The organism is Glycomyces artemisiae (genome assembly GCF_003002955.1).
GTDB lineage: Bacteria > Actinomycetota > Actinomycetes > Mycobacteriales > Micromonosporaceae > Glycomyces > Glycomyces artemisiae.
Map to the genome: position 1 here is coordinate 503281 of NZ_PVTJ01000001.1, position 26413 is coordinate 529693.

The 26413-nt window shown below is 71.3% G+C and carries 23 protein-coding genes; 11 read left to right on the forward strand and 12 right to left on the reverse strand.

Annotated features, from left to right (window positions below; all coding sequences use genetic code 11):
• Positions 1-33 precede the first annotated feature (33 nt).
• Positions 34-1041, forward strand: coding sequence for an ATP-binding cassette domain-containing protein (locus B0I28_RS02310; protein WP_106362183.1), 1008 nt, complete (start codon positions 34-36; stop codon positions 1039-1041).
• Positions 1038-1847 (forward strand): ABC transporter permease, encoded by an 810-nt coding sequence (locus tag B0I28_RS02315; RefSeq protein WP_106362184.1) that lies wholly within the window; start codon positions 1038-1040, stop codon positions 1845-1847. The genes B0I28_RS02310 and B0I28_RS02315 overlap by 4 nt, the downstream gene beginning before the upstream one ends.
• A 45-nt stretch (positions 1848-1892) precedes the next feature.
• Here the strand turns inward: B0I28_RS02315 and B0I28_RS02320 are convergent, their stop codons facing one another.
• The gene (locus B0I28_RS02320; protein ID WP_106362185.1) at positions 1893-2792 is read right to left on the reverse strand and encodes an EamA family transporter; all 900 of its coding nucleotides are present in this window, start codon (positions 2790-2792) and stop codon (positions 1893-1895) included.
• Positions 2793-2924: 132 nt separating this feature from the next.
• Between B0I28_RS02320 and B0I28_RS02325 the strand changes: the two genes are divergently transcribed.
• A complete protein-coding gene (locus tag B0I28_RS02325) occupies positions 2925-3428 on the forward strand; it encodes a MarR family winged helix-turn-helix transcriptional regulator (protein WP_106362186.1) in 504 nt (167 codons plus the stop codon).
• Between the two features lie 10 nt (positions 3429-3438).
• Here B0I28_RS02325 and B0I28_RS02330 read toward each other — a convergent pair whose 3' ends face one another.
• Positions 3439-4341: an MBL fold metallo-hydrolase gene (locus tag B0I28_RS02330; protein WP_106362187.1), complete on the reverse strand. Its 903-nt coding sequence runs from the start codon at positions 4339-4341 to the stop codon at positions 3439-3441.
• Between the two features lie 274 nt (positions 4342-4615).
• On the opposite strand from B0I28_RS02330, the gene B0I28_RS02335 reads away from it, so the two are divergent.
• Both B0I28_RS02335 and B0I28_RS02340 read left to right on the forward strand, forming a co-directional pair.
• Positions 4616-5719: a substrate-binding domain-containing protein gene (locus B0I28_RS02335; protein ID WP_219926507.1), complete on the forward strand. Its 1104-nt coding sequence runs from the start codon at positions 4616-4618 to the stop codon at positions 5717-5719.
• A 266-nt stretch (positions 5720-5985) separates the two neighbouring features.
• Positions 5986-7062, forward strand: a complete 1077-nt coding sequence (locus B0I28_RS02340) for an LPXTG cell wall anchor domain-containing protein (RefSeq protein WP_181245609.1) — start codon at positions 5986-5988, stop codon at positions 7060-7062.
• 89 nt (positions 7063-7151) lie between these two features.
• Here the strand turns inward: B0I28_RS02340 and B0I28_RS02345 are convergent, their stop codons facing one another.
• The 3 genes from B0I28_RS02345 to glnA form a co-directional block, all read right to left on the reverse strand.
• Positions 7152-7463 carry an AzlD domain-containing protein gene (locus B0I28_RS02345; protein ID WP_106362190.1) on the reverse strand — a complete coding sequence of 104 codons (312 nt, stop codon included), beginning with the start codon at positions 7461-7463 and terminating at the stop codon, positions 7152-7154.
• The gene (locus tag B0I28_RS02350) at positions 7460-8158 is read right to left on the reverse strand and encodes an AzlC family ABC transporter permease (protein ID WP_106362191.1); all 699 of its coding nucleotides are present in this window, start codon (positions 8156-8158) and stop codon (positions 7460-7462) included. The genes B0I28_RS02345 and B0I28_RS02350 overlap by 4 nt, the downstream gene beginning before the upstream one ends.
• A 98-nt stretch (positions 8159-8256) precedes the next feature.
• The gene (glnA, locus tag B0I28_RS02355) at positions 8257-9681 is read right to left on the reverse strand and encodes a type I glutamate--ammonia ligase (RefSeq protein WP_106362192.1); all 1425 of its coding nucleotides are present in this window, start codon (positions 9679-9681) and stop codon (positions 8257-8259) included.
• Positions 9682-9958: 277 nt separating this feature from the next.
• On the opposite strand from glnA, the gene B0I28_RS02360 reads away from it, so the two are divergent.
• Positions 9959-10387 (forward strand): RDD family protein, encoded by a 429-nt coding sequence (locus B0I28_RS02360; RefSeq protein ID WP_106362193.1) that lies wholly within the window; start codon positions 9959-9961, stop codon positions 10385-10387.
• On the opposite strand, the gene B0I28_RS02365 is transcribed toward B0I28_RS02360, so the two are convergent.
• The gene (locus B0I28_RS02365) at positions 10384-11799 is read right to left on the reverse strand and encodes an NYN domain-containing protein (RefSeq protein WP_106362194.1); all 1416 of its coding nucleotides are present in this window, start codon (positions 11797-11799) and stop codon (positions 10384-10386) included. The genes B0I28_RS02360 and B0I28_RS02365 overlap by 4 nt on opposite strands.
• Positions 11800-11930: 131 nt before the next feature.
• Here B0I28_RS02365 and B0I28_RS02370 point away from each other — a divergent pair, with 131 nt between their 5' ends.
• A complete protein-coding gene (locus B0I28_RS02370) occupies positions 11931-13067 on the forward strand; it encodes a glycosyltransferase family 4 protein (RefSeq protein WP_106362195.1) in 1137 nt (378 codons plus the stop codon).
• An 18-nt stretch (positions 13068-13085) separates the two neighbouring features.
• Here the strand turns inward: B0I28_RS02370 and B0I28_RS02375 are convergent, their stop codons facing one another.
• The 3 genes from B0I28_RS02375 to B0I28_RS02385 are packed head-to-tail and all read right to left on the reverse strand — an operon-like array spanning position 13086 to position 17350.
• On the reverse strand, positions 13086-13757 hold the full coding sequence (locus B0I28_RS02375; protein WP_106362196.1) for a response regulator transcription factor: 672 nt from the start codon (positions 13755-13757) through the stop codon (positions 13086-13088).
• A 12-nt stretch (positions 13758-13769) separates the two neighbouring features.
• Positions 13770-15527 carry a sensor histidine kinase gene (locus B0I28_RS02380; protein WP_106362197.1) on the reverse strand — a complete coding sequence of 586 codons (1758 nt, stop codon included), beginning with the start codon at positions 15525-15527 and terminating at the stop codon, positions 13770-13772.
• A gap of 11 nt (positions 15528-15538) precedes the next feature.
• Positions 15539-17350 (reverse strand): AMP-dependent synthetase/ligase, encoded by a 1812-nt coding sequence (locus B0I28_RS02385; RefSeq protein ID WP_106362198.1) that lies wholly within the window; start codon positions 17348-17350, stop codon positions 15539-15541.
• 282 nt (positions 17351-17632) lie between these two features.
• Between B0I28_RS02385 and B0I28_RS02390 the strand changes: the two genes are divergently transcribed.
• Positions 17633-18592 (forward strand): ROK family glucokinase, encoded by a 960-nt coding sequence (locus B0I28_RS02390; protein WP_106362199.1) that lies wholly within the window; start codon positions 17633-17635, stop codon positions 18590-18592.
• A 67-nt stretch (positions 18593-18659) separates the two neighbouring features.
• On the opposite strand, the gene B0I28_RS02395 is transcribed toward B0I28_RS02390, so the two are convergent.
• From B0I28_RS02395 to B0I28_RS02405, 3 genes are all read right to left on the reverse strand, one after another.
• Positions 18660-19781 carry a hypothetical protein gene (locus B0I28_RS02395; protein ID WP_106362200.1) on the reverse strand — a complete coding sequence of 374 codons (1122 nt, stop codon included), beginning with the start codon at positions 19779-19781 and terminating at the stop codon, positions 18660-18662.
• A 263-nt stretch (positions 19782-20044) separates the two neighbouring features.
• Positions 20045-21289, reverse strand: coding sequence for an ornithine cyclodeaminase, nickel-pincer nucleotide-dependent (locus B0I28_RS02400; RefSeq protein WP_219926508.1), 1245 nt, complete (start codon positions 21287-21289; stop codon positions 20045-20047).
• Between the two features lie 126 nt (positions 21290-21415).
• Entirely contained in the window at positions 21416-22711 is a 1296-nt protein-coding gene (locus B0I28_RS02405) for an MFS transporter (protein ID WP_106362202.1), read from the reverse strand.
• A gap of 387 nt (positions 22712-23098) precedes the next feature.
• Here B0I28_RS02405 and bioA point away from each other — a divergent pair, with 387 nt between their 5' ends.
• The 3 genes from bioA (at position 23099) to bioD (ending at position 26336) form a co-directional block, all read left to right on the forward strand.
• Positions 23099-24421, forward strand: a complete 1323-nt coding sequence (gene bioA, locus B0I28_RS02410) for an adenosylmethionine--8-amino-7-oxononanoate transaminase (RefSeq protein ID WP_106362203.1) — start codon at positions 23099-23101, stop codon at positions 24419-24421.
• 164 nt (positions 24422-24585) lie between these two features.
• Positions 24586-25686 carry an aminotransferase class I/II-fold pyridoxal phosphate-dependent enzyme gene (locus B0I28_RS02415; RefSeq protein WP_106362610.1) on the forward strand — a complete coding sequence of 367 codons (1101 nt, stop codon included), beginning with the start codon at positions 24586-24588 and terminating at the stop codon, positions 25684-25686.
• Entirely contained in the window at positions 25683-26336 is a 654-nt protein-coding gene (gene bioD / locus B0I28_RS02420; protein ID WP_106362204.1) for a dethiobiotin synthase, read from the forward strand. Before B0I28_RS02415 ends, bioD begins: the two co-directional genes overlap by 4 nt.
• Positions 26337-26413: the final 77 nt, after the last annotated feature.

The window sequence follows — 26413 nt, forward strand, 5'->3', positions numbered from 1 at the left end:
CACACGCGTCGCGCAAACCAGAACCCTTGCACCATGCGAACGCTCCTGAAGGAGGACGACGTGTCGCATTCCACCGACTACGCCATCGAGACCGAGGGCATCACCAAGCACTTCGGCGACCTCGTGGCCGTCGACCACATCGACCTGAACGCCCGCACCGGGACCGTGCTCGGCGTCCTCGGCCCCAACGGCGCCGGGAAGACCACCATGGTCCGCATGCTCGCCACCCTCTCCCAGCCCACCGCCGGGACCGGCCGCGTCGGCGGCTACGACATCATCGAGCACGCCCCCGAAGTCCGCTCCCTCATCGGGCTCACCGGCCAGTTCGCGGGCATCGACGAACTGCTCACCGGGGAGGAGAACCTCCGCTTCATCGGCCGCCTCCTCGGCATGCACACCAGGGACGCCAAGGCCCGCGCCCGCGAGCTCCTCGCCCAGTTCAACCTCGCCGACGCCGCCGACAAGCCCGCGAAGGCCTACTCCGGCGGCATGCGACGCCGCCTCGACCTCGCCGCCAGCCTCGTCGGCCGCCCCAAGATCCTGTTCCTCGACGAACCCACGACCGGACTCGACCCGCGCGCCCGCGGCGAACTCTGGGGCCTCGTCCGCGACCTCGTCGCCGACGGCACCACCGTCCTCCTCACCACCCAGTACCTCGAAGAGGCCGACCAGCTCGCCCACGAGATCGCCGTCATCGACCACGGCCGCGTCATCGCCACCGGCACCCCCACCCAGCTCAAGGCCAAGATCGGCGGCCAGACCCTCCGCATCCAGCCCGAGGACCACGGCCAGCTCGACGCCCTCCGGAGCCTCGTCGCCGAGCGCTTCCCCGACCTCGAACCCATGGTCGAAGCCGGAGCGATCACCATCGGTGTCAACGACGACGGCGTCATGCCGACCCTCGCCGCCGACCTCCGCGACCGCGGCATCGCGCTCACCGAGTTCCACCTCGGCCTCTCCAGCCTCGACGAGGTCTTCCTGACCCTCACCGGCCGCCGCACCGAAGAGGACGCCGACGACAGCGAGGAGGAGGCGAAATGACCGCCGCAACCATCGAGGCCCCCGCGCCCGCGCTCGGCCGCCCCGGCCTCGGCGCCACCGTCAGCCAGACCCTCTCCATGGCCTGGCGCCAGATGGTCCGCATCAAGCACAACCCGTTCGAACTCGTCGACCTCAGCCTCAGCCCGATCATGTTCCTGCTGCTGTTCGTCTACGTCTTCGGCGGCCAGATGGCCGGATCCACCTCCGACTACCTGCAATACGTCCTCGGCGGCCTCATCGCCCAGAACGCCATCTTCCTCACCATGTACACCGGCACCGGCATCAATGCCGACCTCCGCAAGGGCGTCTACGACCGCTTCCGGTCCCTGCCCATCGCCAGGTCCGCGCCCCTCGCCGGGAAGATCTTCGCCGACATGTTCAAGCAGGTCTGGTCCGTCGTCATCATGGTCGGCCTGGGCCTGCTCATGGGCTTCGAGCTGCGCAGCGTCGGCTACGCGTTCCTGGCGACGCTCGTGCTCGTGGTGTTCGCGCTGGCGATCTCGTGGGTCTCGGTGCTCATGGGCGTGGTCGCCGACTCCGAGGAGAAGGTGCAGATCTACGCGTTCGTCATCATCATGCCGCTGACGTTCACGTCGAGCGCGTTCGTCGACATCAACACGATGCCGGGGTTCATGCAGGCATGGGCGAAGGTCAACCCGGTCACGCACCTCGCCGACGCGATGCGCGGCCTGCTGTCGTACGGCCCGATCGCCGAGCCGCTCATGTGGACGTTCGTGTGGGCGGTCGCGATCTTCGCGGTGACGGCCCCGCTCGCGATGCGCGCCTACCGCCGCAAGATGGTATAGCGCAAGAGGAAAGGGCCGCCCGACCGGGCGGTCCTTTCGCTGCGTTCAGACCTTCGCGAGGACCTTCGGCGCCACCGGTTCCACCCGGTTCGGCTTGTGCTGGAGCTGCGCCAGGAGGGTCGCGCCGAGCGCCACGGCGAAGCCGAGGGTCTGCCACACGGTGAACGTCTCGCCCGCGAGCAGCCAGCCCACCGTGGCGGCCGTGAGCGGCGAGAGCAGGCCCAGGAAGCTCAAGGGCACCACCGAGAGCCGCCCGATGCCGCGGAACCACAGCCAGTAGCCCAGGGCCGTGTTGACCAGGCCGAGGTACAGGTAGCCGAGGACGTTCGTGCCCGTCAGCTCCGGGACGCCGCCTTCGACGAGGAGCGCGAGCGGGGCGAGCAGCAGGCCGCCCGCGGTGAGCTGCCAGCCCGCGAGGGCCGCGGGCCCGGCGCTGCGCGGCAGGCCCCACTTCTTGGTGAGCACCACGGCGGTCGCCATCGAGACCGCGCCGCCGACGCCCGCGAGCGCCCCGGTCAGGTCGAGCCGGGCCTGCGCGGTGAGGACCACCATCGAGACGCCCGCGACGCCCGCGATGCCGAGCACCCACGTGCGCAACGGAACCCGCGTGTGGAGCACCAGCATCGTCATCCCCGCGGTCACGAGGGGCCCGACCGCGCCGAGGACGGCCGCGACGCCGCCGGGGAGCCGGTACGTGGCGATGAACAGGAACGCGAAGAACACCGCGATGTTCAGCAGGCCGATGACGGCGGACTTCCACCACCACGACCCGCGCGGCAGCTTTCGTGCCAGGAGTATGAGCAGGAGCCCGGCGGGCAGGGCCCGCAGGAGCGCGGTGAGGAGCGGGCGCTCGGCGGGGAGGAACTCGGTGGTGACGAAGTACGTGGTGCCCCACATGACCGGTGCGAGGGCGGTGAGCAGGAGGTCTTTGGTGCTGCGGTTCATGACGCTTCCTTCGAAGTAGCTTGGCTGAAATTAGCTTACATCAAACTAGTTTAGAGTCAAGATACTTGAGGTAGAGTTGGATCACCGCCAGGGACTTGCCCGGCGCCCGTGCAGGTAGGGGAGAATACGGCCATGACTGACGACGCCGTGGACCGCATCATCGGCCAGTGGCACCGCGAGATGCCCGAGCTCGAACTCGACTCGATGGCGCTGTTCGGCCGCATCCACCGCATCTCCCAGAAGCTCGGCGCGCGCCTCCACGCGCTGCGGTCGGAGCAGGGCTTGGGCCGCAACGAGTTCGACGTGCTCGCCACGATCCGCCGCTCCGGCGAGCCGTTCACGCTCTCGCCCAAGGAGATCAGCGCCGCCATGATGCTCTCCTCCGGCGGCCTCACGGGCCGCCTCGACAAGCTGGAGGCCTCGGGCTTCATCGAGCGCCTGCCCGACCCCGGCGACCGCCGCGGCATCAAGGTCCGCATGACGCCTCTGGGCCGCGAGGTCATCGAGGAGTCCGTGCGCATCGGCATCGCCGCCCAGAACGAGGCCCTCGCCCCGCTCACGGCGAAGGAGCGCGACCAGCTCGGCGCGCTCCTCCGCAAGCTCCACGCGGGCTTCGAGGACCAGCCCTTCGACTAGCCCGTATCGTCTAGGGCCGCATGTCGATCTGGTAGTCGAAGTCGTAGATGACGACCGGCGCCGGGGGAGTCCGGTCCGGCTCCGGCTGCGGGAGGGGCTCCGGCGCGGGCGGCGTCAGCTCCTTCCAGCGCGCGATCGCGGTCCGCATCGTCTCGGGCCCGAACGGGCCGTGCTCCGCGGCCTCGTCCTCGGTGAGGAAGCCCTGCGCCGCTTCGGCGCACAGCCGCGCGACCTCGGCGAGGTCCCGCACCTGCGCCCGCGCCCACCAGTAGTCCCCGGGCTCGCCGTGGCCCGGCACCACGACCGGCGGCTTCCAGCCCAGCAGGTGCTCGACGGCCTGCGGCCACTCGATCGGGAAGGCCGACGAGTAGGACGGCGGCGCGCCCTGCTCCAGCAGGTCCCCGGCGAACAGCACGCCCGCGTCGGGCACCTCCACGACCATGTCGTTGTCGCTGTGCGCGGGCCCGACCTGCCGCAGCACCACCGTGCGCCCGCCGAGGTTCAGCCCGACCGCGCCCTGCACGCGGCAGTTCGGCGGCACCAGCCGCGAGGCCCCCATCTGCCGGGCCTCCTCCTCGCGCCCGTCGAGCCGGTACTTCGCGACCCACTTGCGGCGCTGCTCGTCGCCGAACCGCACGTAGTGCGCGCCGTCGGCCACGGCCCACACTGAGGACTCGCCGAACGCCGACGTCCCGAACCAGTGGTCGAAGTGGTCGTGCGTGTACGCGACCTGCCACGGCAGGTCGGTCAGCTCCCGGATCGCCGTGGCGAACGCGAACCCGGCCTCGGCGCTGATCCCGGTGTCGATCACCAGGCAGCAGTCGTCCCCGACGACCAGCCCCAGGGTCTGGTCCAGTTCCTCCAGCCGCCGCGCCCACACGCGGTCGGCCACTTCGATCCAGCGGTCGCTCATGCCCGCAATGGTATGCGGCGCGCACCCCTCCCGGCGGGGCCGCCGGAGAGCGATCTCCGGGGCCGATCTACCTTCACTGAGGATCATTTCCAATTGGCGCCGAACATGCGTCAAGATCGATACACATGCGAGCCGTAATATGATGCAAGTCCTGATTTATCCCCTGCTCAGGACACGAACGGATCACGGATCGACCCACATGTCTCATTTCGCGGCCGTGTTAGTTTCGGGGGGAATACGAACCCCCTCCCGTGTACGAAGGAGTACCACCCTTATGCACCTCAGTCGTCGTGGCCTGCTGTACGGATCGGCGGGCGCCGCCGCGGTGTCGCTGGCCGGGTGCGGCGCGGGCGAGGAGTCCGCTTCGCTGACCGGCTTCACCGGCATCTCGATGCCCACCGACACCTCCGAGCGGTGGGTGATCGAGGGCAAGGCGCTGGAGTCCAACCTCAAGGGCCTCGGGTACGACGTCATCCACCAGAACGCCAAGGACGTCGTCGAGGACCAGATCGCGCAGATCCAGTCCATGGTCGACGAGGGCGTGGAGTTCCTCGTCATCGCCGCCATCGACAACACCTCCCTCGGCCAGGTCCTCGCCGACGCGAAGGACAAGGGCGTCACCGTCATCGCCTACGACCGCCTCATCCTCGAAACCCCCGACGTCGACTTCTACGCCTCGTTCGACAACTACCAGGTCGGCGTCCTCCAGGCGACGCACATCATCGACCGGCTCGGCATGCGCGACAACCCGGGCCCCTTCAACATCGAGCTGTTCTCCGGCGACCTCGGCGACAACAACTCGCAGTACTTCTTCATGGGCGGCCTCGACACCCTTGAGAGCTTCATCTACGAAGGCAAGGTCCTCATCCCCTCGGGCCAGACCGAGCAGGAGCCGACCGCGACCGCGGGCTGGAGCGGCGACGCCGCCCAGACCCGCATGAGCGACCTGCTCGGCGAGTTCTACGACGACGACGAGACGGAGCTGCACGCGGTCCTGTCCCCCTACGACGGCATCAGCCGCGGCGTGGTCGCCGCGCTGGTGGACGCCGACTACGAACCCGGCACCGGCGGCTTCCCCGTCGTCACCGGGCAGGACGCCGAGGCCGCCTCGGTCAAGGCCATCAAGGACGGCACCGGCCAGACCGAGACCGTCTTCAAGGACACCCGCCAGCTCGCCCACACCGTCACCGGCATGGTCAAGGCGATCGTCGACGGCGGCGACCCGGAGGTCAACGACCTCGGCACCTACGACAACGGCTTCAAGTTCGTGCCCTCGCTCCTCCTGGAGCCCGTGGACGTCACCGCCGACAACTACAAGGAGGTCATCGTCGACAGCGAGTACCTCACCGAAGAGCAGATCGACGCCGGAGAGGCGTAGCCTCCCCGTCGCGTTCGGAGCGCGGCCGGACCCCTTCGCGGGTCCGGCCGCTTCCGTTTCGCCCGATCCGCCGGATGTACTCAGGACGATCCGGAACGCCTGCGTCGCACCAGGTGACGGCCGCTCCGTTACGAGATCGTTATGCGACCCTTCTTCGGGTTGCTGCGTGTCTCATTTGGTACGGTGCCTGGGCCGGTCACGCTCAACCCCTGACCGCCGGCGCCCTGACTACCCCCCAACCCAACAGTCATCTACTTAGGAGAGACATGAACCGTACCCTCAAGCGGGTGCTCGGACTGGCCGGCAGCGCCGTCCTGGGCCTCGCCGGAGCGGTCACCTTCGCCTCCGCAGCCCAAGCCCACCACGTCGAGATCACCGGTTACTCCGAGTGCACTGACGACGGCTGGACCGTCACCTGGGAAGCGACCGACTGGAACTCCCAGAACCTCGGCGCCGGTGTCGTCACCGCGCTGAGCGCCGAGCTCGAAGGCGACCTCCAGGTCGGCGCCTCCCTGCCCCACCCGAGCACCGGCGAGGTCATCACCGGCACGCAGACCCTGAGCCTGGACCAGGCCACCGCGGAGCTCAAGATCGACGCGGAGTGGCCGAACGGCCAGGAGGGCTCCGGCACCGGGGTCGTCAGCCAGCCCGAGGGCGGCTGCGAGGCCCCCGAGGAGCCCACGCCCGAGGTCGAGGCCGGCGGCTACTCCGACTGCTTCGGCGTGTTCGTCTACGGCGACAACTACAACCCCGAGGCCCTGGCGGAGTTCACCTTCGACCCGAGCAACGGCGACGCCGTCTCCTACACCCCCGAGGTCGACGAGGGCGCCTGGGAGTACTTCCTCCTGGACGACCCGGAGACCGGCCTGACGGTCGACATCCTCGTCGACGGCGAGCTGTACACCACCATCGAGTGGGTCGACAACCCGCTGTGCCACTACGTCACCGCCGAGGCCGACTGCGACGGCCTGAACTTCACCATCTCCGTCCCCGAGGACGGCGAGGAGACGACGTTCTACTTCTACACCAGCTACGACGAGTCCGAGACCGTCGAGGTCGTGGCCCCGGGCGAGTCCAAGACGATTACCGTCCCGGCGCAGAACAACGAGGAGTTCTCGGTCTTCTACTGGGTCGAGACCCAGAAGGACTCCGTCTACGGCGAGGTCCCGTGGACCCCGTGCCCGCCGGAGGAGACCCCCAGCGAGTCGCCTTCGCCGAAGCCCGAGCTCCCCAAGACCGGTAGCTCGCTCTCGATCATGATCGGCTCGGCCGCCGCGCTCATCGTGGCCGCCGGCGTGATCTTCTTCCTGATGCGTCGCCGCCGCGCCGCGCAGGACTGGTAGTCACACCCGAAGGGGTACGGACTCCGGTAGAAGCTGAATAGGTCAGGGGCCCCGCAGCGAAAGCTGCGGGGCCCTTGCCGTTCCCTTCGCTAAGCCACGCCCGCGAGCCGCAGCAGCGCCGTCGTCGCGGCCGCCGCGACGACCACGAGCGCGAGCGGCGCCTTCCGCCACGCGAGCACGCCGCCGACGAGCACGCCCGCGGGGAGCGCCCAGCCCGCGAAGCCGCCGTCGACCAGGAGCGCCGCGGTCACCGCGAGCGCCAGCAGCACCACGGTCGCACCGGCCCGGATGACCTGCTCGGCATGGTCGGAGAGGGTCATGCGCCGCCGCAGCAGCGGCCCCGAGAGCCGGATCAGGTAGGTCCCGGCCGCCAGCGCCAGGATCGCGATCATCATCGTCATGCCGCCGTCTCCTCGTTCCGGTTCGCGCCCTTCCACATCACCACGAGCCCGACGAGCGCCAGCAGCACCGGCACGCCCGCGGGCAGGAGGAAGCTGGTGCCCAGCGCGACCGCGGTGCCGAGGACCCCGGCCGCGAGGGTGCGGCGGTCGCGCAGGTTCGGCATGATGATGGCGAGCATGATCGCGGGCAGGGCCGCGTCGAGGCCGAGGGCCTTCGGGTCGGCGATGAACTGCCCGGCGAACGCGCCGAGCACGCTCCCGAGGTTCCAGATGACGAACAGGCTCACGCCGACGGTCCAGTACGCGTGGCGGGCCCGCCGCCGGTCGTCCCCGGCCGCGAGTGCGAACGCCGCGGAGTGGTCCACGAGCAGGTGGGTGCCGATGAGCTTGGCGCGCAGGGAGGTCCAGTAGACGTCGCCGACGGCCATGCCGTAGGGGACGTGCCGCAGGTTGAGGATCAGGCCCGCCGCGACGCCCGCGAGGAGGCCGCCGCCCGCGGTCATGATCCCCATGGTCGCGAACTGGGAGGCGCCCGCGAACACGAAGAGGGACATGGCCGTCGACTGCCACCAGGGGACGCCCTGCGAGGTCGCGATCGCCCCGAAGGACACCCCGACGATGAACAGCCCGGCGTCGAGCGCCGCGATGTCGCGCAGCAGGCCCCGGTCGAGGCGCTTGAGGATTCTGAAGGGCATCGCCGAAGTATGCCCCGGCGCGGGCGCCGTGAACAAACGTTCAAGGGCGCGCCCGGCGATGCCGGACGCGCCCTTCAAGCACGTTGTCTAACAAGGCTTTAGACCTCGTAGTACAGATCGAACTCGTGCGGGGTCGGGCGGAGGCGGATCGGGTCGATCTCGTTCTCGCGCTTGTAGCTGATCCAGGTCTCGATCAGGTCGGGGGTGAACACGCCGCCCTCGGTGAGGAAGTCGTGGTCGGCCTCCAGGTTGTCGAGCACCTTGTCGAGCGAGCCGGGGACCTGCTGGATGTCGCCGTACTCCTCCGGGCCGAGCTCGTACAGGTCCTTGTCGACCGGCGCCGGCGGCTCGATCTTGTTCTTGATGCCGTCCAGGCCCGCCATGAGCATGGCGGAGAACGCCAGGTACGGGTTGCTCGACGGGTCCGGCACGCGGAACTCGACGCGCTTGGCCTTGGCGTTGGAGCCGGTGACCGGGATGCGGGTGCACGCGGAGCGGTTGCGCTGCGAGTACACGAGGTTCACGGGGGCTTCGAAGCCCGGCACGAGGCGGCGGTAGGAGTTCACGGACGGGTTCGTGAACGCCAGCAGCGAGGGGGCGTGCCGCAGCAGGCCGCCGATGTAGTGGCGGGCGGTGTCCGAGAGGCCCGCGTAGCCGGTCTCGTCGTAGAACAGCGGCTCGCCGTTGGCCCACAGCGACTGGTGGGTGTGCATGCCCGAGCCGTTGTCGCCGAACAGCGGCTTCGGCATGAAGGTCACGGTCTTGCCGGCCTGGGTGGCGGTGTTCTTGATGATGTACTTGAACTTCTGCACGTCGTCGCCGGAGTGCAGCAGCGTGTCGAAGCGGTAGTTGATCTCCGACTGGCCCGCGGTGCCGACCTCGTGGTGGGCGCGCTCGATGGTGAGGCCGCCCTCGATGAGGTTGGTGACCATGCGGTCGCGCAGGTCCGCGAAGTGGTCGACGGGGCCGACCGGGAAGTACCCGCCCTTGTGGCGCGGCTTGTAGCCGAGGTTCCCGCCGGGCTCGTCGGCGCCGGTGTTCCAGGCGCCCTCGACCGAGTCGATCTCGTAGAAGGCCTGGTTCGCGGTCTGGTCGAAGCGGATCGAGTCGAAGATGTAGAACTCGGCCTCGGCCCCGAAGTACGCGGTGTCGGCGATGCCGGAGCCGGCCAGGTACTGCTCGGCCTTCTTCGCGACGTTGCGCGGGTCGCGGCTGTAGGCCTCGCGGGTGAAGGGGTCGTGCACGAAGAAGTTGAGCGCCAGGGTCTTCTGCTCGCGGAACGGGTCGACGAACGCGGTCGCCACGTCCGGCAGGAGCAGCATGTCCGACTCGTGGATCTCTTGGAAGCCGCGGATCGACGAGCCGTCGAACGCGAGGCCCTCTTCGAGGAGGTCGTCGTCGAAGGACTCGGCCGGGATGTTGAAGTGCTGCATGACGCCGGGCAGGTCGCAGAAGCGGACGTCGATGAACTTCACGTCGTTGTCGCGGACGTAGCCGAGGAGCTCTTCAGGGCTGGAGAACACGAAGGTATTCCTCTCGGTAGGTGAGGTGCCGGGAGGACCGTGCCGCGGCCCCGCCCAGCGGGTCCCGGAACGTCGATCACCCGGTCCGGTCGGGCCGACCTCGCTGTCGACGCCTAAGCTTATTAGGCGAAACGCTAACCGCGATCAATTGCCTCACCGTAAATCAATTGTTTCGCGCATGTTACTTGCAAAATGCGGGCCTGTTCACAATCGGTCGAAACCACAGCTCAGACCGGTGCAGTTACCCCGCAATCGGGGCGAGTCGTAGACTCGCGCCATGACGAGCGAACGCGGTGCGAAGACCCCCGAAACCACCGGCTCCGGTCAGGAGCTGGCCTCCATCAGCCTGCGCTTCCTCGCGCTGGTCATCGACTGGGTCGCGTGCCTGATCCTCTCCTACCTCCTCCAGTGGGCCGGCGTCGAGCCGCCGCGCGTCGCCGGAGCCGACCTGCTCCCCTCCGGGCTGTTCCTGCTCTACACCGCGGTCGCGCTGGCGGCCGGGACGCAGACGCTCGGCATGGCGCTCATGCACATCGCGTGCATCGACGCCGACACGGGAGCGCGCCTGCCGCTGTGGCGGTCGATCCTCCGCGCGGTCCTGCTCTCGCTGGTCCTCCCGGCGCTCACGGCGATCGTGCACCCGTACAACCGCGGCCTCCACGACCTCGCGGCCGGATCGGTCGTCCTCCGCGTCCCGCGGAGCTAGGTCCGCTGCATCCACTTGACGAGCACCGCCGACGGCACCGGGTAGGCGCCTTCGCGCCGGGCCCGGTCGGCCACCTCCTGGTCGGAGGAGACGACGATGACGGGCCTGCCCTCGGGCTCGACCCGCGCCAGCTCCACCACCACGTCGTCGGCGATCTGCCCCTTGGCGCTGAACAGGACCCGCACGCCGCGCGCGGACGGCTTCGCGCCGAAGATCGCGTCGGCGCCGTCGAAGACCACCGTGACCTCCGCGTTCGTCTGCGCCGCGGCCGCGCCCAGGCCCTGTACGAGCCGGTTGCGCTGCTGCTCCAGCGTGAGCGTCTCGCCCCACGCGGAGATCGTCACGTTGTAGCCGTCGACGATGAGGTGCGGGTTCGGCAGCGACAGGAGGTGGTCGAGGCGCTGCGGGTCGGCCTGGCCGAGCCCGCGCGAGCCCTCGAAGGGCCGCTCCTCGGGGTCGTCGCAGTACTCCTCGGCGATGTAGTCCGCGGGCCGGTCGTCGACCGGTTCGAGCCCGAGCTCGCGCCGCAGGCCCGTGGCCGCCCCCGAGAGGGTCTCCATGAGCAGCCACAGCCGCGCCGACGCGAGCCGCTCGGCCTCCTTGTCGGCCTTGCGGACCCGGTCCAGCTGCTCCCGCAGGGACTCCACTTCGGATTCGAGGCGGCGGCGCTCGGAGCGCCGCTCGGTCTCGGCGTGCTTGAGGCGCCCCTTCTCGGCGGCGAGGTCCCCGGCGGCCTTCGCGGCCCGCTCCTCGGCGTCCCGCAGGTCCTTGCGGGCCCGCCGCAGCTCCTCCTGGAGCGTCGCCGCGGCCGTCCGCTGGTCGGCGAGCGCGCCGCGGAGCTTCCCGTTCTCCTTCTCCAGCGACGCGAGCTTCCGCTGCCCCGCCTCGTCCGGCGCCGCGGGCGCCGCCGGGACGTCGGGCGCGTCCGGGATCGCGTCCACCGCCGAGGCGATCAGGTCCCGCCACCCCTCCGGGCGCAGCAGGTACGTCAGCGCCGCGACCTCCACGGGGTCGGCCATCGGCGACACCGCCCCGCCCTCGCCGATCGCCGCCACCAGCGGCGAATCGGTCGACGCGAGCACCTCCGCGAGCCCGGCCCGGAACTCCTCGTCCCGGTCCAGGGCCGCCGCGATCTCGCCGCGGGCCAGCTTGGCGCGCTTGGGAGGACTGAACTTCATGAAGCGCCGCAGCCGGGCGGGCACCCGCCCGGGGACGAGCCCCGGCATCGCGACCGCCGCGATCTCCACGGCCCGGCGCCGCACCGGCTCGGTCAGGAACACGATCGGGCCGGGCTCGGACCGTTCGGCCGGATCCCCCTCGCCCGAGCCGTCGTCGCCGGCCCCCGCGGAGGCCGACGCCTCCGGCAGGCCGGCGTCGGGCCCGGGCCCGCTGGTCTCGTCGCCGCTGCTCATAGGCACCAGTGTGCCATCGCCGTCACAGCCCGGAACTGGCGACCGCGCCTCTTCACCCCCCGCTCATCCGGGATCTCCGCGCCCGACCGCGGGGCGTGGCAGACTGGTCGGATCATGAAGGGGGTCATGATGTGAGCCGGACACTGCTGGTGACCAACGACTTCCCGCCCCGCCGGGGCGGCATCCAGACCTTCGTGCACGGCATGGCGCTCCGGCTGCCCTCCGACGGCCTCGTCGTCTACACCTCGACCTCCCCGGGCTGGGCCGAGTTCGACGCCGCCCAGCCGTTCACCGTCGTCCGCGACCGCACCGCGATGCTCCTGCCCACGCCGCGCGTCGCCCGCGCCGTCACCGACCTCGCCCGCGAGCACCGCTGCGACCGCGTCTGGTTCGGCGCCGCCGCGCCCCTCGGGCTCCTCGCCGCGGACCTCAAGCACCGCACCGGGATCGAGCGCGCCATCGCCCTCACCCACGGCCACGAGGTCGGCTGGGCCGCCATGCCCGGCACCCGCGGGCTCCTGCGCCGCATCGCCGCGTCGCTCGACGTCATGACCTACCTCGGCGACTACACGTACCGGCGCCTCGCCCCCGTCGCCGCCCCCTACACGCGGCTCGAACAGCTCACCTTCGGCATCGACACCGAGACGTTCCACCCCGGCGTCGACGGCACCCCGATCCGCGAACGCCACGGCCTCGGCGACCTGCCCGTCATCGTGTGCGTCTCGCGCCTCGTGCCCCGCAAAGGCCAGGACAAGCTCATCGCCGCGCTCCCGCACGTGCGCGAGCAGGTCGGCCGGGACGTCAGGCTCCTCATCGTCGGCCAGGGCCCCTACGAGTCGACGCTCCGCGCCGAGGCCCGCCGCCACGGCGTCGCCGACCAGGTCGTGTTCACCGGCGGGGTCCCCGAGCACGAGCTCGCCGCGCACTTCGCCGCCGGGGACGTCTTCGCGATGCCCTGCCGCACCCGCCGCCGCGGCCTCGACGTCGAAGGGCTCGGCGCGGTGTTCCTCGAAGCCGCCGCCACGGGCCTGCCCGTGATCGCCGGGGACTCCGGGGGCGCGCCCGACACGGTCCTCCACGACCGGTCCGGGTGGGTCGTCGACGGCCGCGACCTCGGCGAGATCGCCTACCGCCTCAGCCAGGTCCTGTCCGACCCGCTGCTCGCGCGCAAGCTCGGCGAGGCCAGCCGCGACTGGGCCCTCGCCGAGTGGACCTGGGAGCGTCAGGCCGGGCGCCTCGAAGGCATGCTCTACGGCGAGACCGTCTGAGCGCCTGCCGAAACGGTGTTAGAACTTGGGCTGGTCGGGGGCTTCGAGGAGGCCCAGCTTCAGGGCCGTCATGAGCGCCTGCGCGCGGTTGCCCGCGCCGAGCTTCTCGTAGAGCTTCGAGATGTGGGTCTTCGCGGTGGACTCGGAGACGTACAGCTGCTTCGCGATCCCCGCCACCGACAGGCCGTCGGCGAGGAGCTTGAGCACCTGCGACTCGCGCGGCGACAGCTGGGGCCCGGTGGGGGTCAGGCGCCGCTGCATCGCCTCGGCGAGGTCCGCGGCGCTGAACGCGGTCGGGTTCGACGCGGCGTGCCGCGCCGCCGACACCACGTCGTTCGCGGGGGCCGACTTCGGCACGAACGCCGACGCGCCCGCGTCCAAAGCGCCGAACAGCTGGTCGTCCCCGGCGTACATCGTCAGCACCACGATCCCCATGTTCGGGTGGGCCTTGCGGAGCTTGCGGGTCGCGTCCAGGCCCGACCCGTCGGGCAGGCGCAGGTCCATGATCACCACGGAGGGCATGAGGGACGCCGCCTGCCGGAGGGCGTCGGCGGCGGTGTCGGCCTCGCCGACCACCTCGAACTCGGGGTCGCGGTCGAAGGCATGCCGGAGGCCCTTGCGGATCAGATCGTGGTCGTCGACGATCAGCACCGTCGTCTGACCGGTCGTCTCCAGCGCGTCAGCGTTCATGCGTGTCTCTCCTCATTGGCTGCCACGGCCACCACCGTGGTCTGGCCGTCGGGCCGGCTGTTCAGTTCTGGCGCGGTCGGCGGCCGCCCAGGCCGCGGACCCGGGCCGGGGGGCCTCGGCCCTCGGGGTGGGCCGCGCCCCCGCGTTCAGCACCACCGCCACGGTCGTCCCGTGCGGCTGGTGCGGTCGGATCTCCAGCGAGCCGCGGATGCGCTCGGCCCGCTCGCTCATGATCGCCAGGCCGTACCGCCCCTCGGAGGCCTCACCGGAGAGCCCCTGTCCGTCGTCGGTCACCTCGATGCGGGTGTAAGGCGGGTCCACCTCACACGTCACCCACAGGTTCTCGGCCCTCGCGTGCTTGCGCGCGTTCGTGATCGCCTCCTGGGCGATCCGCAGCAGCTCGGCCTCGGTGCTCGCGGGCAGCCGCGCTCCGCCCTCGTCCAGGGACAGGTGAACCCGCAGTCCGGCGGAGGCGCCCACAGTACGAGCATAGTCCGCGATCGCGGAGGCCAGGCCCCCCTGACGGTCGACGTTCGACCGCAGCTCGAACAGGGAGAACCGCAGCTCCGTGACGAGCCGCGTCACCTCCGAGCGCAGGTCCTCCAGCTCGCCCTTCGCCTCCCCGGCCTCGGGCGGCAGGATCGCCATCGCGTTGTCGATCCCGTACCCGAGCATCGCCAGCGCCTGGGCGATGCCGTCGTGGATCTCGCGGGCCAGGCGCTGGCGCTCCTCGGTGGTCGCCATGGACCTGACGTCCTCGAACAGCAGCGCGGTCTCCAGGCGCAGGGCCGCGCCCTTGGTGCGGTCCTCGGCGGCGGTGATCGCCTCGGGTCCGAACGCGGCCGGGTCGTCGGACTCGATCGCCACGAGCCCCACCGTGCGGCCCTCGGCGACGAGCGGGATCACGAGGGACGCGACGGGCCCCTGGGTGGACCGCGACAGCGGGACCTGCCCGGCCTGCGGCTTCTGCCCCGCCCACGCGTCGGCGAGCAGCGAGTTGAGCTGCGGCGACGTCTCCCAGTCGACGCGCTCGTCGGCGTGCTCGGCGAGGACGACCAGGCGCCTGCCCGAGGCGGCCGACAGGACCGCGGCCCGCTCGACGCCGGGGATGCGCGCGGCGGTGTCGACGATCTCGGTGGCGATCCCGCCCGGGTCGAGCGTGGACCCCGGGAGCTGCCTGGCGACGACCCGCAGCTGCGTGAGCAGGGCCGCGGCCTCCGCGTACGGCAGCTGCGAGTGGTGCATGTCGGAGGTGCGGGAGCGGCGCAGCCACCACGCGCCGACCGCCGACGCGAGCCCGAACGCGAGCGCGATCGCCGCGGTCGTGACGTACGTGCCGCGGTTGAAGTCGGCGACCCGCGGGGCCTGCGCGAGCAGCCCGGCCGCGGCGAGCGCGACGAGCGCGGGCGGGCCCCACGTGCGCAGCCGCGACCAGCGGTCGCCGTCCTCGACGGGCGCGGCCGCGTCGAACGCGGCGGTCGCGAACGGCGCGATCAGGTACGGGAGCATCCACGAGGGCAGGCCGCCGGTGGCGAGCGTCCCGAGGACGACCACGGCGACCTCGGCGAGCCGCCCGGCGGGCGCGAGCAGCCGGTGCCGGGGGAGGACCACCCCGGGAAGCGCGGCGAGCGCGAGGATCCCGCACCAGGTCGCGGCCTCGGCCAGGCCCACTGAGAACCAGCCGAAGACCGCGACGAGCGCGAACAGGGCGCCCCGGAGGGCGACGGCGGGCAGTCGCCACTGGCGTTCCAGCGCCGCCTCTTCGCCCATGGGCCCCTCGCCTACTTGGTCTTGGTCTCCTGCTGCGCCGAGTCGTACAGCGCATTCACCTCGCCTGAGTATTTTTCCATGACGACGTGACGTTTGACCTTGACTGACGGAGTGATTTCACCGGCGTCTTCGCTCAGCTCGACCGGAATGACCCGGAATCGCTTGATCTGCTCCGCGCGGGAGACCGTCGCATTGGCCTCGTCGACCTTCGCCTGGAGCTCCGCGAGCAGCTCCGCGTCGTCCACGAGGTCGGCGATCGGCGTCTTCGGGTCCTTGCCCTGGCGCGAGAGCCAGTCGGGCAGGATGTCGCCGTCGATGGAGATCAGGCACCCGATGTACGGCCGCGCCTCGCCCACGACCAGCGCGTACGCGATCAGCGGGTGCGAGTCGAGGATCTTCTCCAGCGGCCCGGGGGCGACGTTCTTGCCGCCCGCGGTGACGATGATGTCCTTCTTGCGGCCGGTGATCGTCACGTACCCGTCGTCGTCGATCTCGGCGATGTCGCCGGTCTTGAACCAGCCGTCCGCGTCGAGGACCTCCGCGGTCGCGGCGTCGTTGTTCCAGTACCCGGGGAACACCTGCGGGCCCTTGGCCTCCAGCTCGCCGTCGTCGGCGACGCGCAGCGCCGTGCCCGGCGTGGGCCGGCCGATCGAGCCGACCTTGATGGCCGTCTCCAGGTTCAGCGACAGCACCGGGGAGGTCTCCGTGAGCCCGTAGCCCTCGAAGATCGTGATGCCCACGCCGCGGAAGAAGTGCCCCAGCTCCGGGCCGAGCGCCGCCCCGCCCGAGACCGCCGAGTTGCACTCGCCGCCCACGGCCGCGCGGATCTTCTTGTACACCAGCAGGTCCCACAGCTTGTGGCGCAGCTTCAGGCCCAGGCCGGGCCCGCCGGGCTTGTCGAGCGCGCGGCTGTACTCCTTGGCGGTCACCGCGGCCTTCTCGAACAGGCCGCCCTTCCCCTCGTCGACGGCCTTCTGGTACGCCCCGGCGTACACCTTCTCGAACACGCGGGGGATCGCCAGCAGCGTCGTCGGCTTGACCACGGGCATGACCGCCGTCAGCTTCGTGCGGTCGGCGTGCGCGATCGTCGTGCGCGACTCCATCCCCGCGATCTGGAGGATGCGGGCCAGCACGTGCGCGAGCGACAGGAACAGCAGCATGCGGGCGCCGTCGTACAGCACGCCCGGGACCTCGGGGATGATGTTGCGGATGTCGTTGAGCAGGTTCCCGTGGGTGAGCATGCAGCCCTTGGGGCGCCCGGTCGTGCCCGAGGTGTACACGATCGTCGCCAGGTCGCCCGAGCGCCGCGACCTCCGGCGCTCCTCGATGTCCACGTCGGCGTCCGCGCCGAGCGCGGTCAGGGCGTCCACGCCGCCCTCGTCGATGGTCCACACGTGCTTCACGTCGGCGCTGAGGCCCTCGACCATCGCGGCCATCCCGGGCGTCTCGGCGACCACCGCGGTCGCGCCGGAGTCCTCCAGGATCCATTTCGCCTGGTCGGCCGAGGACGTCTCGTAGATCGTCACCGTCACCGCCCCGGCCGCCCAGATCGCGTAGTCCAGCAGGGTCCACTCGTAGCGGGTCGCGGACATGAGCGCCACCCGGTCGCCGGGTTGCACGCCCGCCGCGGCCAGGCCCCGCGCCACCGCGACCACCTGGTCCCGGAACTGCACGGAGGTGACGTCCTGCCAGGTCGCGCCCTCGTCGAACGAGCGCATGTAGAGGATCGAGGAGGGGTGGTTCTCGGCCGCGTCCCACAGGGCGGTGAGGGTGTTGTCTTCGTCGGGCACTGTCACCACTGGGGGGACGGCGAACTCGCGCATTATGGCTCCGTTCAACGCGCCGTGGTTACGGCGTTGTAAAGAAGGCGGTCGACACGTGATGGGCATAACTTACCGGTGAGTAAACTCCCTTGGCAAGTCAGGTTGAATTCCGATGCTAGAGCAACGGGAACGAGAGCGAAAGCCACTGCGGTGATACCTTCGCCAAGGGGGATGGAACAGCCGATTTCCTCGGGAATTAATCGTGCCGTAAAGTCTGTCGGTGGCCCGCAGCGTCGCGTGGCAGCCAACGCCTCAATTCCGGGAACCGCTGGAGGGACAGCTGTGAGTCTGACTATCGGAGTCGACATCGGGGGCACGAAAGTCGGCGGCGGACTCGTCGACGAGAACGGCAACGTCCTCGCCACGGCCCGGCGCCCCACCCCCGCCGACGATCAGGCGGGCGTCATCCAGGCGGTCAAGGAAGTCGTCGACGAGCTGCGCGGCGGCCACGAGATCGAGGCGGTCGGCATCGGCGCGGCCGGATGGATCTCCTCCGACCGGTCCACGGTCATGCTCGCCCCCAACGTCTCCTGGAAGGACGAGCCCCTCCGCGACAAGGTCACCGCGGTCATCGACCTCCCCGTCGTCGTCGAGAACGACGCCAACGTCGCCATCTGGGGCGAGCACCGCTTCGGCGCCGCCAAGGCCCACCGCTCCTCCGTGCTCTACACGATCGGGACCGGCGTCGGCGGCGGCATCGTCGTCAAGGACAACCTCCTGCGCGGCACCCACGGCGTCGCCGCCGAGATCGGCCACATCCGCTCCGTCATGCCCGACGGCCGCCCCTGCGGATGCGGCCGCGTCGGCTGCCTGGAGCAGTACGCCTCCGGCCGCGCCCTCACCCGCGCCGCCCGCGAGGGCGCCGCGGCCGACCCCGCCAAGGCCGCCGTCCTCCTCAAGCTCGCCGGCGGCGACGCCGAGGCGATCACCGGCCGCCAGGTCACCGACGCCGCCCGCGAGGGCGACGAGGTCGCGCTGGCCGCGTTCGACTCGATCGGCTACTACCTCGGCAACTCGGCCGCGGACATGGTCAACCTCATCGACCCGGGCGTCATCCTCATCGCCGGGGGCGTCGTGGACGCGGGGGACCTGCTCCTCGATCCGATCCGCAAGCACTACGAGCAGGCGCTCGCGAACCGCGCCCAGGTGCCGTTCGCGGAGGTCCGCGCGGCCGAGCTCGGCTCGAAGGCCGGCGTGATCGGCGCGGCCGACCTCGCCCGCCACCGCGACATCGTCCCTTAAGACGACTGGCGGAAAGGCCTGGAGCGGATCGCTCCGGGCCTTTCCCTTACTCCTTATATATGCGCGATCAGCACACGTTCACCGACGCGTTGCCGCTGATCGTCCAGTTCGTGTTCTCGCCGCACGGCGACTCCCGGACCGACGTGTTGTTCACCGTCATCGTGATCCAGATGTCCTTGTTGTTGGCGAACTCGGTGCGGGCCGCGAGGCGCACTTCGCCGCCGCCGTTGACCGTGCCGCCGCGGATCGAGACGTTGTAGCAGTTCTCGATGAGGACCGCGTTGTTGCCGTTGTTCGCCAGGTCGACGTTCTTGATGACGACGCCGCCGGACTGCGAGACGCAGAAGATCCCGCGCCCGCCGCCGCGGGAGATGACGTTGTCGACCCAGATGTTGGTCGCATAGCCGCCGCTCGCGGTCTTGCCGTTGGTGTTCGCCATGCGGAACGTGGCGTAGCCGGTGCCGGTGGCGACGTTGTCGCCGTCGACCGTGCCGACCCAGCCGTTGCGCGAGTTCTGGATGAGCAGGCCCGACTCGCCGACGTTCCGGGCGGTCACCTTGGTGATGTTGAAGCCGTCGATGTTCCACGTCTCGACCGCGTGCGACCCGGCGCCGGAGACGTAGACGTCGTTCATCGTGACGTTGTAGTTCCACGCGGCGTCGCGGTCGAAGCGGATGCCGAGGCCGCCGCTGAGGGTCAGGTCGATGTCGCCGAGCTTGAGGCCGTTGGTGCCGGAGAAGCGCAGGCCGAAGTAGGGGTTCCCGGCCATCTTCAGGTACGCGATGTTGACGTTCGTGGTGTTGATCGCCTCGATCGCGCCGCGCCCGGAGCGGTTGGCGACAGTGATGGTGCCGCAGCCCTCGAAGGTCTTGCCGCTCTGGATGGTGATGGTGCTGGCGCCGATGTTGCCCGAGGCCATGACGGCCACGCGCTCGCCGCTGGCGATGGTGTCGACCCCGGCCTGGACCGCGGCGCGGTAGTCGGAGCCGGAGTAGACGGTCGTGCCGCCGTCCTTCGTGGTGTAGGCCCCGGAGGAGCCGGTGACGGTGGCGTTCGGCGTGCCGGCGCCGCAGCCCTGGGCGAGCGCGGCCTCGGGGACGGCCACGGCGCCGAGCGCGCCGGTGAACACGACCGCGGCCGCCGCGAGGGCGAGGCGGATTCGTCGTCTGGGATTGCCGGTGGGGGACATCGTTGTGCTCCTTGAGATTCCCATCGATTTGAACGTTTCAACCGATCTATGATCGAGAGATCGAAATGAATCGATTTAATGGGATCATAGCGGGCGGACCCGCGATTGGAAAGCGCTACCCACGCGTAGATCGACACGATCGGGTGACACACCGCCCGCCGCCGGGCGTTGCTGTCGCACCCCTCGGCAAGACTCGCCGCTACGGTCCCCTCTGGGAGGGTGGGGGCTAGGGATGGTCCACTACCTCTAGCCCCCCGATTGCTTCAGTCGCGCTTGTAGCCCACGACCAGTTCGCCCGCGAGCTGCTCGCAGAACAGGCCGATGTCGGTGATGACGCCGATCGCCTGCGCCGAGCCGCGGTCGGCCAGCTTGGTGACCGTGGCGGGGTTGATGTCGACGCTCACCAGCGGCACCTTCGCGGGCAGCAGGTTCCCCGTCGCGATCGAGTGGAGCATCGTGGCGACCATGATCGCGAACCCGACGCCCGGCAGGGCCGCGCGCATGGCGCGCTGGCCCTCGATCACGTCGGTGTACACGTCGGGCAGGGGCCCGTCGTCGCGCACGGAGCCGACGAGCACGAACTCCTTGCCGTTCTTGACCAGCGCGTGCATGATGCCGCCCTTGAGGACGCCCTGCTCGACCGCGTCGGCGATGGACCCGCAGGTGCGGATCTTGTTGATCGCGCGGATGTGGTGCTCGTGGCCGTGGGGGACGCCGTGGCCCTTGTCGAGGTCGACGCCGAGGGAGGTGCCGAAGAGGTTCGACTCGATGTCGTGGGCGGCGAGGGCGTTCCCGGCGAAGACCACGTCGGCGTAGCCCTCGTTGATGAGCGCCTCCAGGGCCTTCCCGGCTCCGGTGTGGACGATCGCGGGGCCGCCGACCCAGAGGATCTTCTCACCGCGGGCCTTGACCTCGCGCATGTGCTGGGCGATCTGGCGGACCTGGAGCGCCTGCGGGCGCTCGGAGGAGACGCCGCCGCTCATGAACTCGAAGTTCGACGCCTCGGGGCTCTTGCGCTCGGGCTCGGGCAGCGGGAGGACCTTGACGCCCTCGCCGCCGCAGACGACGAGCTGCCCCTCCTTGACGTCGGACACCGGGAGGGTCCAGGCGCGGGAGTGGTCGGCGGTGACGATGATGCCGCAGTCCATCTCGGAGTTCTCGACGTCCATCCAGCCGCCGTTGAGGCGGATCTGGGTGTCGAAGTTGGTGGTGGAGTAGAAGTCCTCGGGGAAGACGCCGTCGCGCGGGGCCGGTTTGAGCGTGGCGATGCCGGGTTCGAGGGGGTTCGCGCCGTGGGTCTGGAGGCGCATGACGATGCGCTCCAGCAGCTCCGGCGTCTCCGCGGAGATGGTGAGCTGCGCGTACGACTCGTCGGTGTGGTGGCGCCCCACGTCGAAGCGGTCGATCGAGTAGGCCCCCGAGTACTCCAGCACGTCGTCCATGACGCGGGCGAAGACGCCCTGGTCGATGAGGTGCCCGCGCAGCTCGACGGTCATTGCGTGTTCCACGTTCAGTGCTCCTGTCGTTCCCGGCGCCCCGACCCGGCACGGCGGCGCCGGGTCGAGCCTAACCGGAGGCGCGCGCTGGGCGCCGCCCGCCGGGTGCGTCGCGGCAGGCTCTTCGGGGAGGCGCGGTCAGGGGGCGGCGGGCTGCGGGGGAGCGGCGGCGGCCTTCGCGGCGTCGACCTCGTCCGCGGTGGGCCAGGCGCGGGTGATGAGGAAGTGGATCGCGAACCCGACGACGCCCCAGGCGCCGACCGCGTACGGGATGGGCACGCCGAGCTCGGCGGCGAGGCCGACCCCGGCGATGGCCAGGCCCTGGCAGAGCTGGAGCCCGGCGTTGACCGCCGAGACGACGCGGCCGCGCCAGCCTTCGGGGATGCACTGCGCGAGCGTCGCGTTCATGGGCGCCATGATCATCGTCGCGGCGCCCGCGCCGAACGCGAGCACGAGGACCCCCGGCAGCGGCGGGTCCAGCAGCGCCGCCGCGAGGGCCAGCGGCGCGAGGAACGCGAGCGGCCGGATGAGCCGGAACCGCACCGAGGGCCGCACGAACCGGGTGAACAGGAGCACCGCGAGGACCGCGCCGACGGCGTCGATCGCCATGATGAGGCCCTGCGTCGCCGACCCGCGGCCGAGGTGCGCGGCCCACAGGACCGCGACGCCCTCGGGGACGGCCGTGAGCGCATAGAGGCCCCAGATACCCAGCGACACGGTCCGCAGGACCCGGTTGTCGCGGAGCATCCGCAGGCCGTCGGCGGTCTCGGCGAGCACGTGCCGCCGCTCCTCGCGCTTGTTCGCGGAGGGCCGGTACCGGACGAGGCCGAGGACGGCGACGGCGCTGACGGCGAACAGGACCGCGTTCACCGTCAGCGCGGTGTACGGGTCGATGGAGGCGAGGAGGCCGCCTGCGAGGAAGCCGATGATCTGCGCGATCCCGGCGGCGCTCATGGTGAGGGCGATGGCGGTGGTGAGGCGTTCGCCGGTGAGGATCTGCGCGAGGGTCGCGGTGCGGGCGGCGTTGTAGGCGGGCTGGACGGCGGCGACGGCGAAGACGACGGCCATCATCGCGGGCACGGGCATGCCGGGGATGAGGAGCAGGGCGATGAGGCCGGCGCGGAGGACGTCGCAGGCGACCATGACGTTGCGGTACGGGTAGCGGTCGACGACCGCGCCGAGGACCTGCGCGAGGCCGAGGTAGGGGGCGTAGCTGATCGCGAAGGAGGCGACGGCGAGCGCGGAGGACCCGGTGTTCGCCCAGACGAGCGCGGTGACGGCGACGCGGTTGAGCATCGACCCGGCGTTGGAGAGGCAGAATGCGAGGAGGTACGCGGCGGCCTCGCGGTCGCGGACGACGTCCGAGAACCGCGAGCGCCGCTCGGCCTCCGGCGCGCCGGGGGGATCGGCGGCCTTGGGGTTCTGGTCGGACACGGGGCCTTCCCTGCCATTCCACGTTGCCGTGCGCCCGCGGCGGCGACGGTGCTCGGCTCGGCGGGCGGGGCGGGCGGTGCCCGCGCTCCGCGGGCGTCACCGGGGGTGCGATACCTGAAGGGGCGGTAAGCGACAATCCTCCGCGATTGCCGCAAGTGTCACTAGTCTGCCGCTGGCGCAGGAGGTTGTCAAGCATCCCACTGTGTTCAAAGTGTAAAAAGGCGGACGGACCCGGTGGGTCCGGACCGAACCGCGCCCCAGCCTAAGCGTGTCACTTCAGGAGGATCGCGGCGGGTCGCGGCGGCGTAACGGTGGTCGGTCCTCGGAGGGCCATGCCACTGACGGTATCCTCCAACGGTCGTTGTAGGAACCCGCTAAGGAGCCGTGATGTCCGCCAGTGCCTCCTGGATCGCCCGAGACGCCGCCGCCGTCTGGCACCCGTTCACGCAGCACGCCGACTGGACCGGCGACGACCCCACCGTGGTGGCCCGCGCCGAGGGGCCCTGGCTGTGGGACGTCGACGGCCGCCGCTACCTCGACGGCGTCTCCTCCCTGTGGACCACGACCCTCGGCCACGGCCACCCCGGCGTCAACGCCGCCATCGCCGACCAGCTCGCGAAGCTCGACCACGCCACCTTCCTCGGCGCCTCCCACACCCCCGGCATCGAGCTCTCCGAGACCCTGATCGCCCTGGCGCCCAAGGGCGACGACCCGGACCTGACGAAGGTCTTCTACGCCGGGGACGGCTCCTCCGCCGTCGAGGCCGCCCTCAAGATCGCCTACCAGTACTCGACCCAGACCGGGCACCCGCGGCCGAAGTTCGTGCGCCTGAACCACGCCTACCACGGCGACACGCTCGGCGCGGTCGCCGTCGGCGGCCACGACCTGTTCCACCAGGCGTACAAGCCCCTGCTGCTGGAGACCGTCGGCATCGAGTCGCCCGGCGACCGCGCCCTCGGCGCCGACCGCCTGACCACGGCGATCTCCCACCTGCGATCGGTCATGCACGAGCACGGCGACCAGGTCTGCGCGATCATCGTCGAGCCCATGATCCAGGGCGCCGCCGGGATGCTCGACTACGACGCCGCGTTCCTGCGCGAGGCAAGGACACTCGCCTACACCTACGGCGCGCTCCTCATCTTCGACGAGGTCGCCACCGGGATCGGCCGCACCGGCCGCATGTGGGCCGCCGAGCACGCCGGCGTCGTCCCCGACCTCCTCACCTGCGGCAAAGGCGTCACCGGCGGGTACCTGCCGCTGTCGGCGGTCCTCGCCGCCGAGCACGTCTACGAGGCGTTCCTGACCCGACCCGGCGATTCGAGCCCGCGCACGTTCTTCCACGGCCACACCTACACCGCGAACCCGCTGTGCTGCGCCGCCGCGCTCGCGAACCTCCGCGTCATGGGGGAGCAGGACGTCGTCGCCCGCGCCGACCGCCTCGGCGAGCGCCTCGGGAAGCTCCTCGAACCGGTCGCCGCCAAGGACGCCGTCACCGAGGTGCGCCGCCTCGGCACCATGATCGGCGTCGAGGTCGCCCCCGACGGCCACCGCACCGGCTTCCGCGTCTGCCGCGCCGCCCGCGACCGCGGCGTCTGGCTGCGCCCCCTCGGCGATACGGTCGTCGTCATGCCGCCCTTGACGCTCGGCGACGACGAGGCCGACCTCCTCGTGGAAGCCCTCGACGCCGCGATCGACGAGGTCCTGGGATGAGCGCCGCGCACGGCGAACCGGCGCGCCCCGAGATCCGGACACAGCCGCAGGCCGGGCCCTCGCCGGAGGCGCTCGCGGCGGCCGAAGAGCGCCGGGCGCGGCCCGGCGGCGCGCCGACCCCGCCGCCTGGCGTCCCCGCGCAGCCGCAGCGGGCGCCCGACCCGATGAACGCCGTCTGGGACCGCTTGGCGCGCAAGGCGGACCTGCGCGCCAAAGCCGGGCTCGCCCGCACCGCGGCGCCGCGCACCGACGCGATCGACCTCGCCGGGAACGACTACCTCGGGCTCTCGCGCCACCCCGACGTGCTCGCCGCCGCGGCCGCGGCCCTCGCCGAACACGGCCTCGGGGCGAGCGGGTCGCGGCTCGTGCGCGGCACCACCGGCGTCCACGAGGCGTTCGAGGCGGACTTCGCGCGGCACACCGGCGCGGCGACCGCGGTCCTCTACTCCTCCGGGTACCTCGCGAACCTCGGCGCGGTCGCCGCGCTCGCGAGCGGCCCGGTCCTGCTCGACGCCCACGCGCACGCCTCGCTCCACGACGCCGCCCGCCTCGCGGGCCGCCGCGCGGAGACGTTCGCGCACAACGACCTCGACGACCTCGAACGGCGGCTCCGCGACCTGAAGCCCGCGCTCGTCGCCGTCGAGTCCGTCTACTCCGTCCTCGGCGACGCCGCGCCCCTCGCCGACCTGCACGCCCTCACCTCGGCGCACGGCGCGCTGCTCCTCGTCGACGAGGCCCACGCCATCGGCACGATCGGCCCGCACGGCGCCGGAGGCGTCGCCGCCGCCGGGCTCGCCGGGCAGCCCGGCATCGTCCTCACCGCGACGCTCTCCAAGGCACTCGGCGCCGCGGGCGGCGTCGTCGCCGGACCCGCCGTGCTGCGCCGCCACCTCCACGACACCGGCCGCACCTTCATCTACGACACCGCCCCGCCGCCGGCCGTCATCGCCGGAGCCGCCGCCGCACTGCGTATCGCCCGCGAATCCGACGGCGCCCGAACCGAACTCGCCCGCCGCGCCGCCCTCGCCGCGAAGCTCCTCGACGCCCCCGCGCCCGCCGCCGGGGTCTGCTCCCCGCCCGCAGGGGACGCCCGCGCCGCCACCGCCTGGGCCGCCCGCTGCGCCGCACAAGGCGTCGCCGTCGGCTGCTTCCGGCCCCCGTCGACCCCCGACCACCGCTCCCGCCTGCGCATCACCGTCAACACCGGCGTGCCCGCGGCCGAGTTCGCGCACGCCCTCGACACCGTCCTGGAGGCACGACCGTGATCCCCTTCGAAGGCCCGGTCCTGGTGACCGGCACCGACACCGGCGTCGGCAAGACCGTCGCCACCGCCGCGATCGCCGCCGCCCTCATCCGGCAGGGCCGCAGCGTCGACGTCATCAAGATCGCCCAGACCGGCGATGACGACGACGCCGCCGAGGTCACCCGCCTCTCCGGCGCCCCCGCCCGCGCCCTCGCCGCCTACCCGGACCCCCTGGCGCCCTTCGCGGCCGCGCGCCGCAGCGGCCTGCCGCTGCTGAAACTCGCCGAAGTCGTCGACGCCGCCCTCGACTCGCCCGCCGAGGTCGTGCTCCTCGAAGGCGCCGGGGGCCTCCTCGTGCAGCTCGGCGAGGACGGCTGGACCGCCCGCGACCTCGCCGTCGAACTCGGCTGCCCCGCCGTCGTCGTCACCCGCGCCGGGCTCGGCACCCTCAACCACACCGCGCTCACCCTCGAAGCCCTCGCGCGCAGGGGGATCGACGCGGCGATCGTCGTCGGCGCCTGGCCCCACGACCCCGGCATCGCCGAATACGAGAACCTCACCGACCTGCCCGGCGACCGCCTCGGCTGGATCCCCGACGGCGCCGCCGCCCTCGACCCCGAGGCGTTCCGCCTCGCCGCCACCGAATGGCTCGCCCTCCCCGAACGCCCCTGACCAGGGCTTGTCCGGCGGTTGCACCACCCCGCTACATTTGGCTGCGATCTGGCCCAATCGGGCCATATCAACGCGAT

Coding starts and splice junctions, on each gene's coding strand:
- B0I28_RS02375 (WP_106362196.1), bottom strand. CDS start 13,757: ATGAACGCTGACGCGCTGGAGACGACCGGTCAGACGACGGTGCTGATC.
- B0I28_RS02345 (WP_106362190.1), bottom strand. CDS start 7,463: ATGACGATGATGATCGCGATCCTGGCGCTGGCGGCCGGGACCTACCTG.
- B0I28_RS02340 (WP_181245609.1), top strand. CDS start 5,986: ATGAACCGTACCCTCAAGCGGGTGCTCGGACTGGCCGGCAGCGCCGTC.
- B0I28_RS02360 (WP_106362193.1), top strand. CDS start 9,959: ATGACGAGCGAACGCGGTGCGAAGACCCCCGAAACCACCGGCTCCGGT.
- B0I28_RS02310 (WP_106362183.1), top strand. CDS start 34: ATGCGAACGCTCCTGAAGGAGGACGACGTGTCGCATTCCACCGACTAC.
- B0I28_RS02350 (WP_106362191.1), bottom strand. CDS start 8,158: ATGCCCTTCAGAATCCTCAAGCGCCTCGACCGGGGCCTGCTGCGCGAC.
- bioA (WP_106362203.1), top strand. CDS start 23,099: ATGTCCGCCAGTGCCTCCTGGATCGCCCGAGACGCCGCCGCCGTCTGG.
- B0I28_RS02330 (WP_106362187.1), bottom strand. CDS start 4,341: ATGAGCGACCGCTGGATCGAAGTGGCCGACCGCGTGTGGGCGCGGCGG.
- B0I28_RS02320 (WP_106362185.1), bottom strand. CDS start 2,792: ATGAACCGCAGCACCAAAGACCTCCTGCTCACCGCCCTCGCACCGGTC.
- B0I28_RS02415 (WP_106362610.1), top strand. CDS start 24,586: ATGAACGCCGTCTGGGACCGCTTGGCGCGCAAGGCGGACCTGCGCGCC.
- B0I28_RS02335 (WP_219926507.1), top strand. CDS start 4,616: ATGCACCTCAGTCGTCGTGGCCTGCTGTACGGATCGGCGGGCGCCGCC.
- B0I28_RS02395 (WP_106362200.1), bottom strand. CDS start 19,781: ATGTCCCCCACCGGCAATCCCAGACGACGAATCCGCCTCGCCCTCGCG.
- B0I28_RS02380 (WP_106362197.1), bottom strand. CDS start 15,527: ATGGGCGAAGAGGCGGCGCTGGAACGCCAGTGGCGACTGCCCGCCGTC.
- B0I28_RS02365 (WP_106362194.1), bottom strand. CDS start 11,799: ATGAGCAGCGGCGACGAGACCAGCGGGCCCGGGCCCGACGCCGGCCTG.
- B0I28_RS02325 (WP_106362186.1), top strand. CDS start 2,925: ATGACTGACGACGCCGTGGACCGCATCATCGGCCAGTGGCACCGCGAG.
- B0I28_RS02315 (WP_106362184.1), top strand. CDS start 1,038: ATGACCGCCGCAACCATCGAGGCCCCCGCGCCCGCGCTCGGCCGCCCC.
- B0I28_RS02385 (WP_106362198.1), bottom strand. CDS start 17,350: ATGCGCGAGTTCGCCGTCCCCCCAGTGGTGACAGTGCCCGACGAAGAC.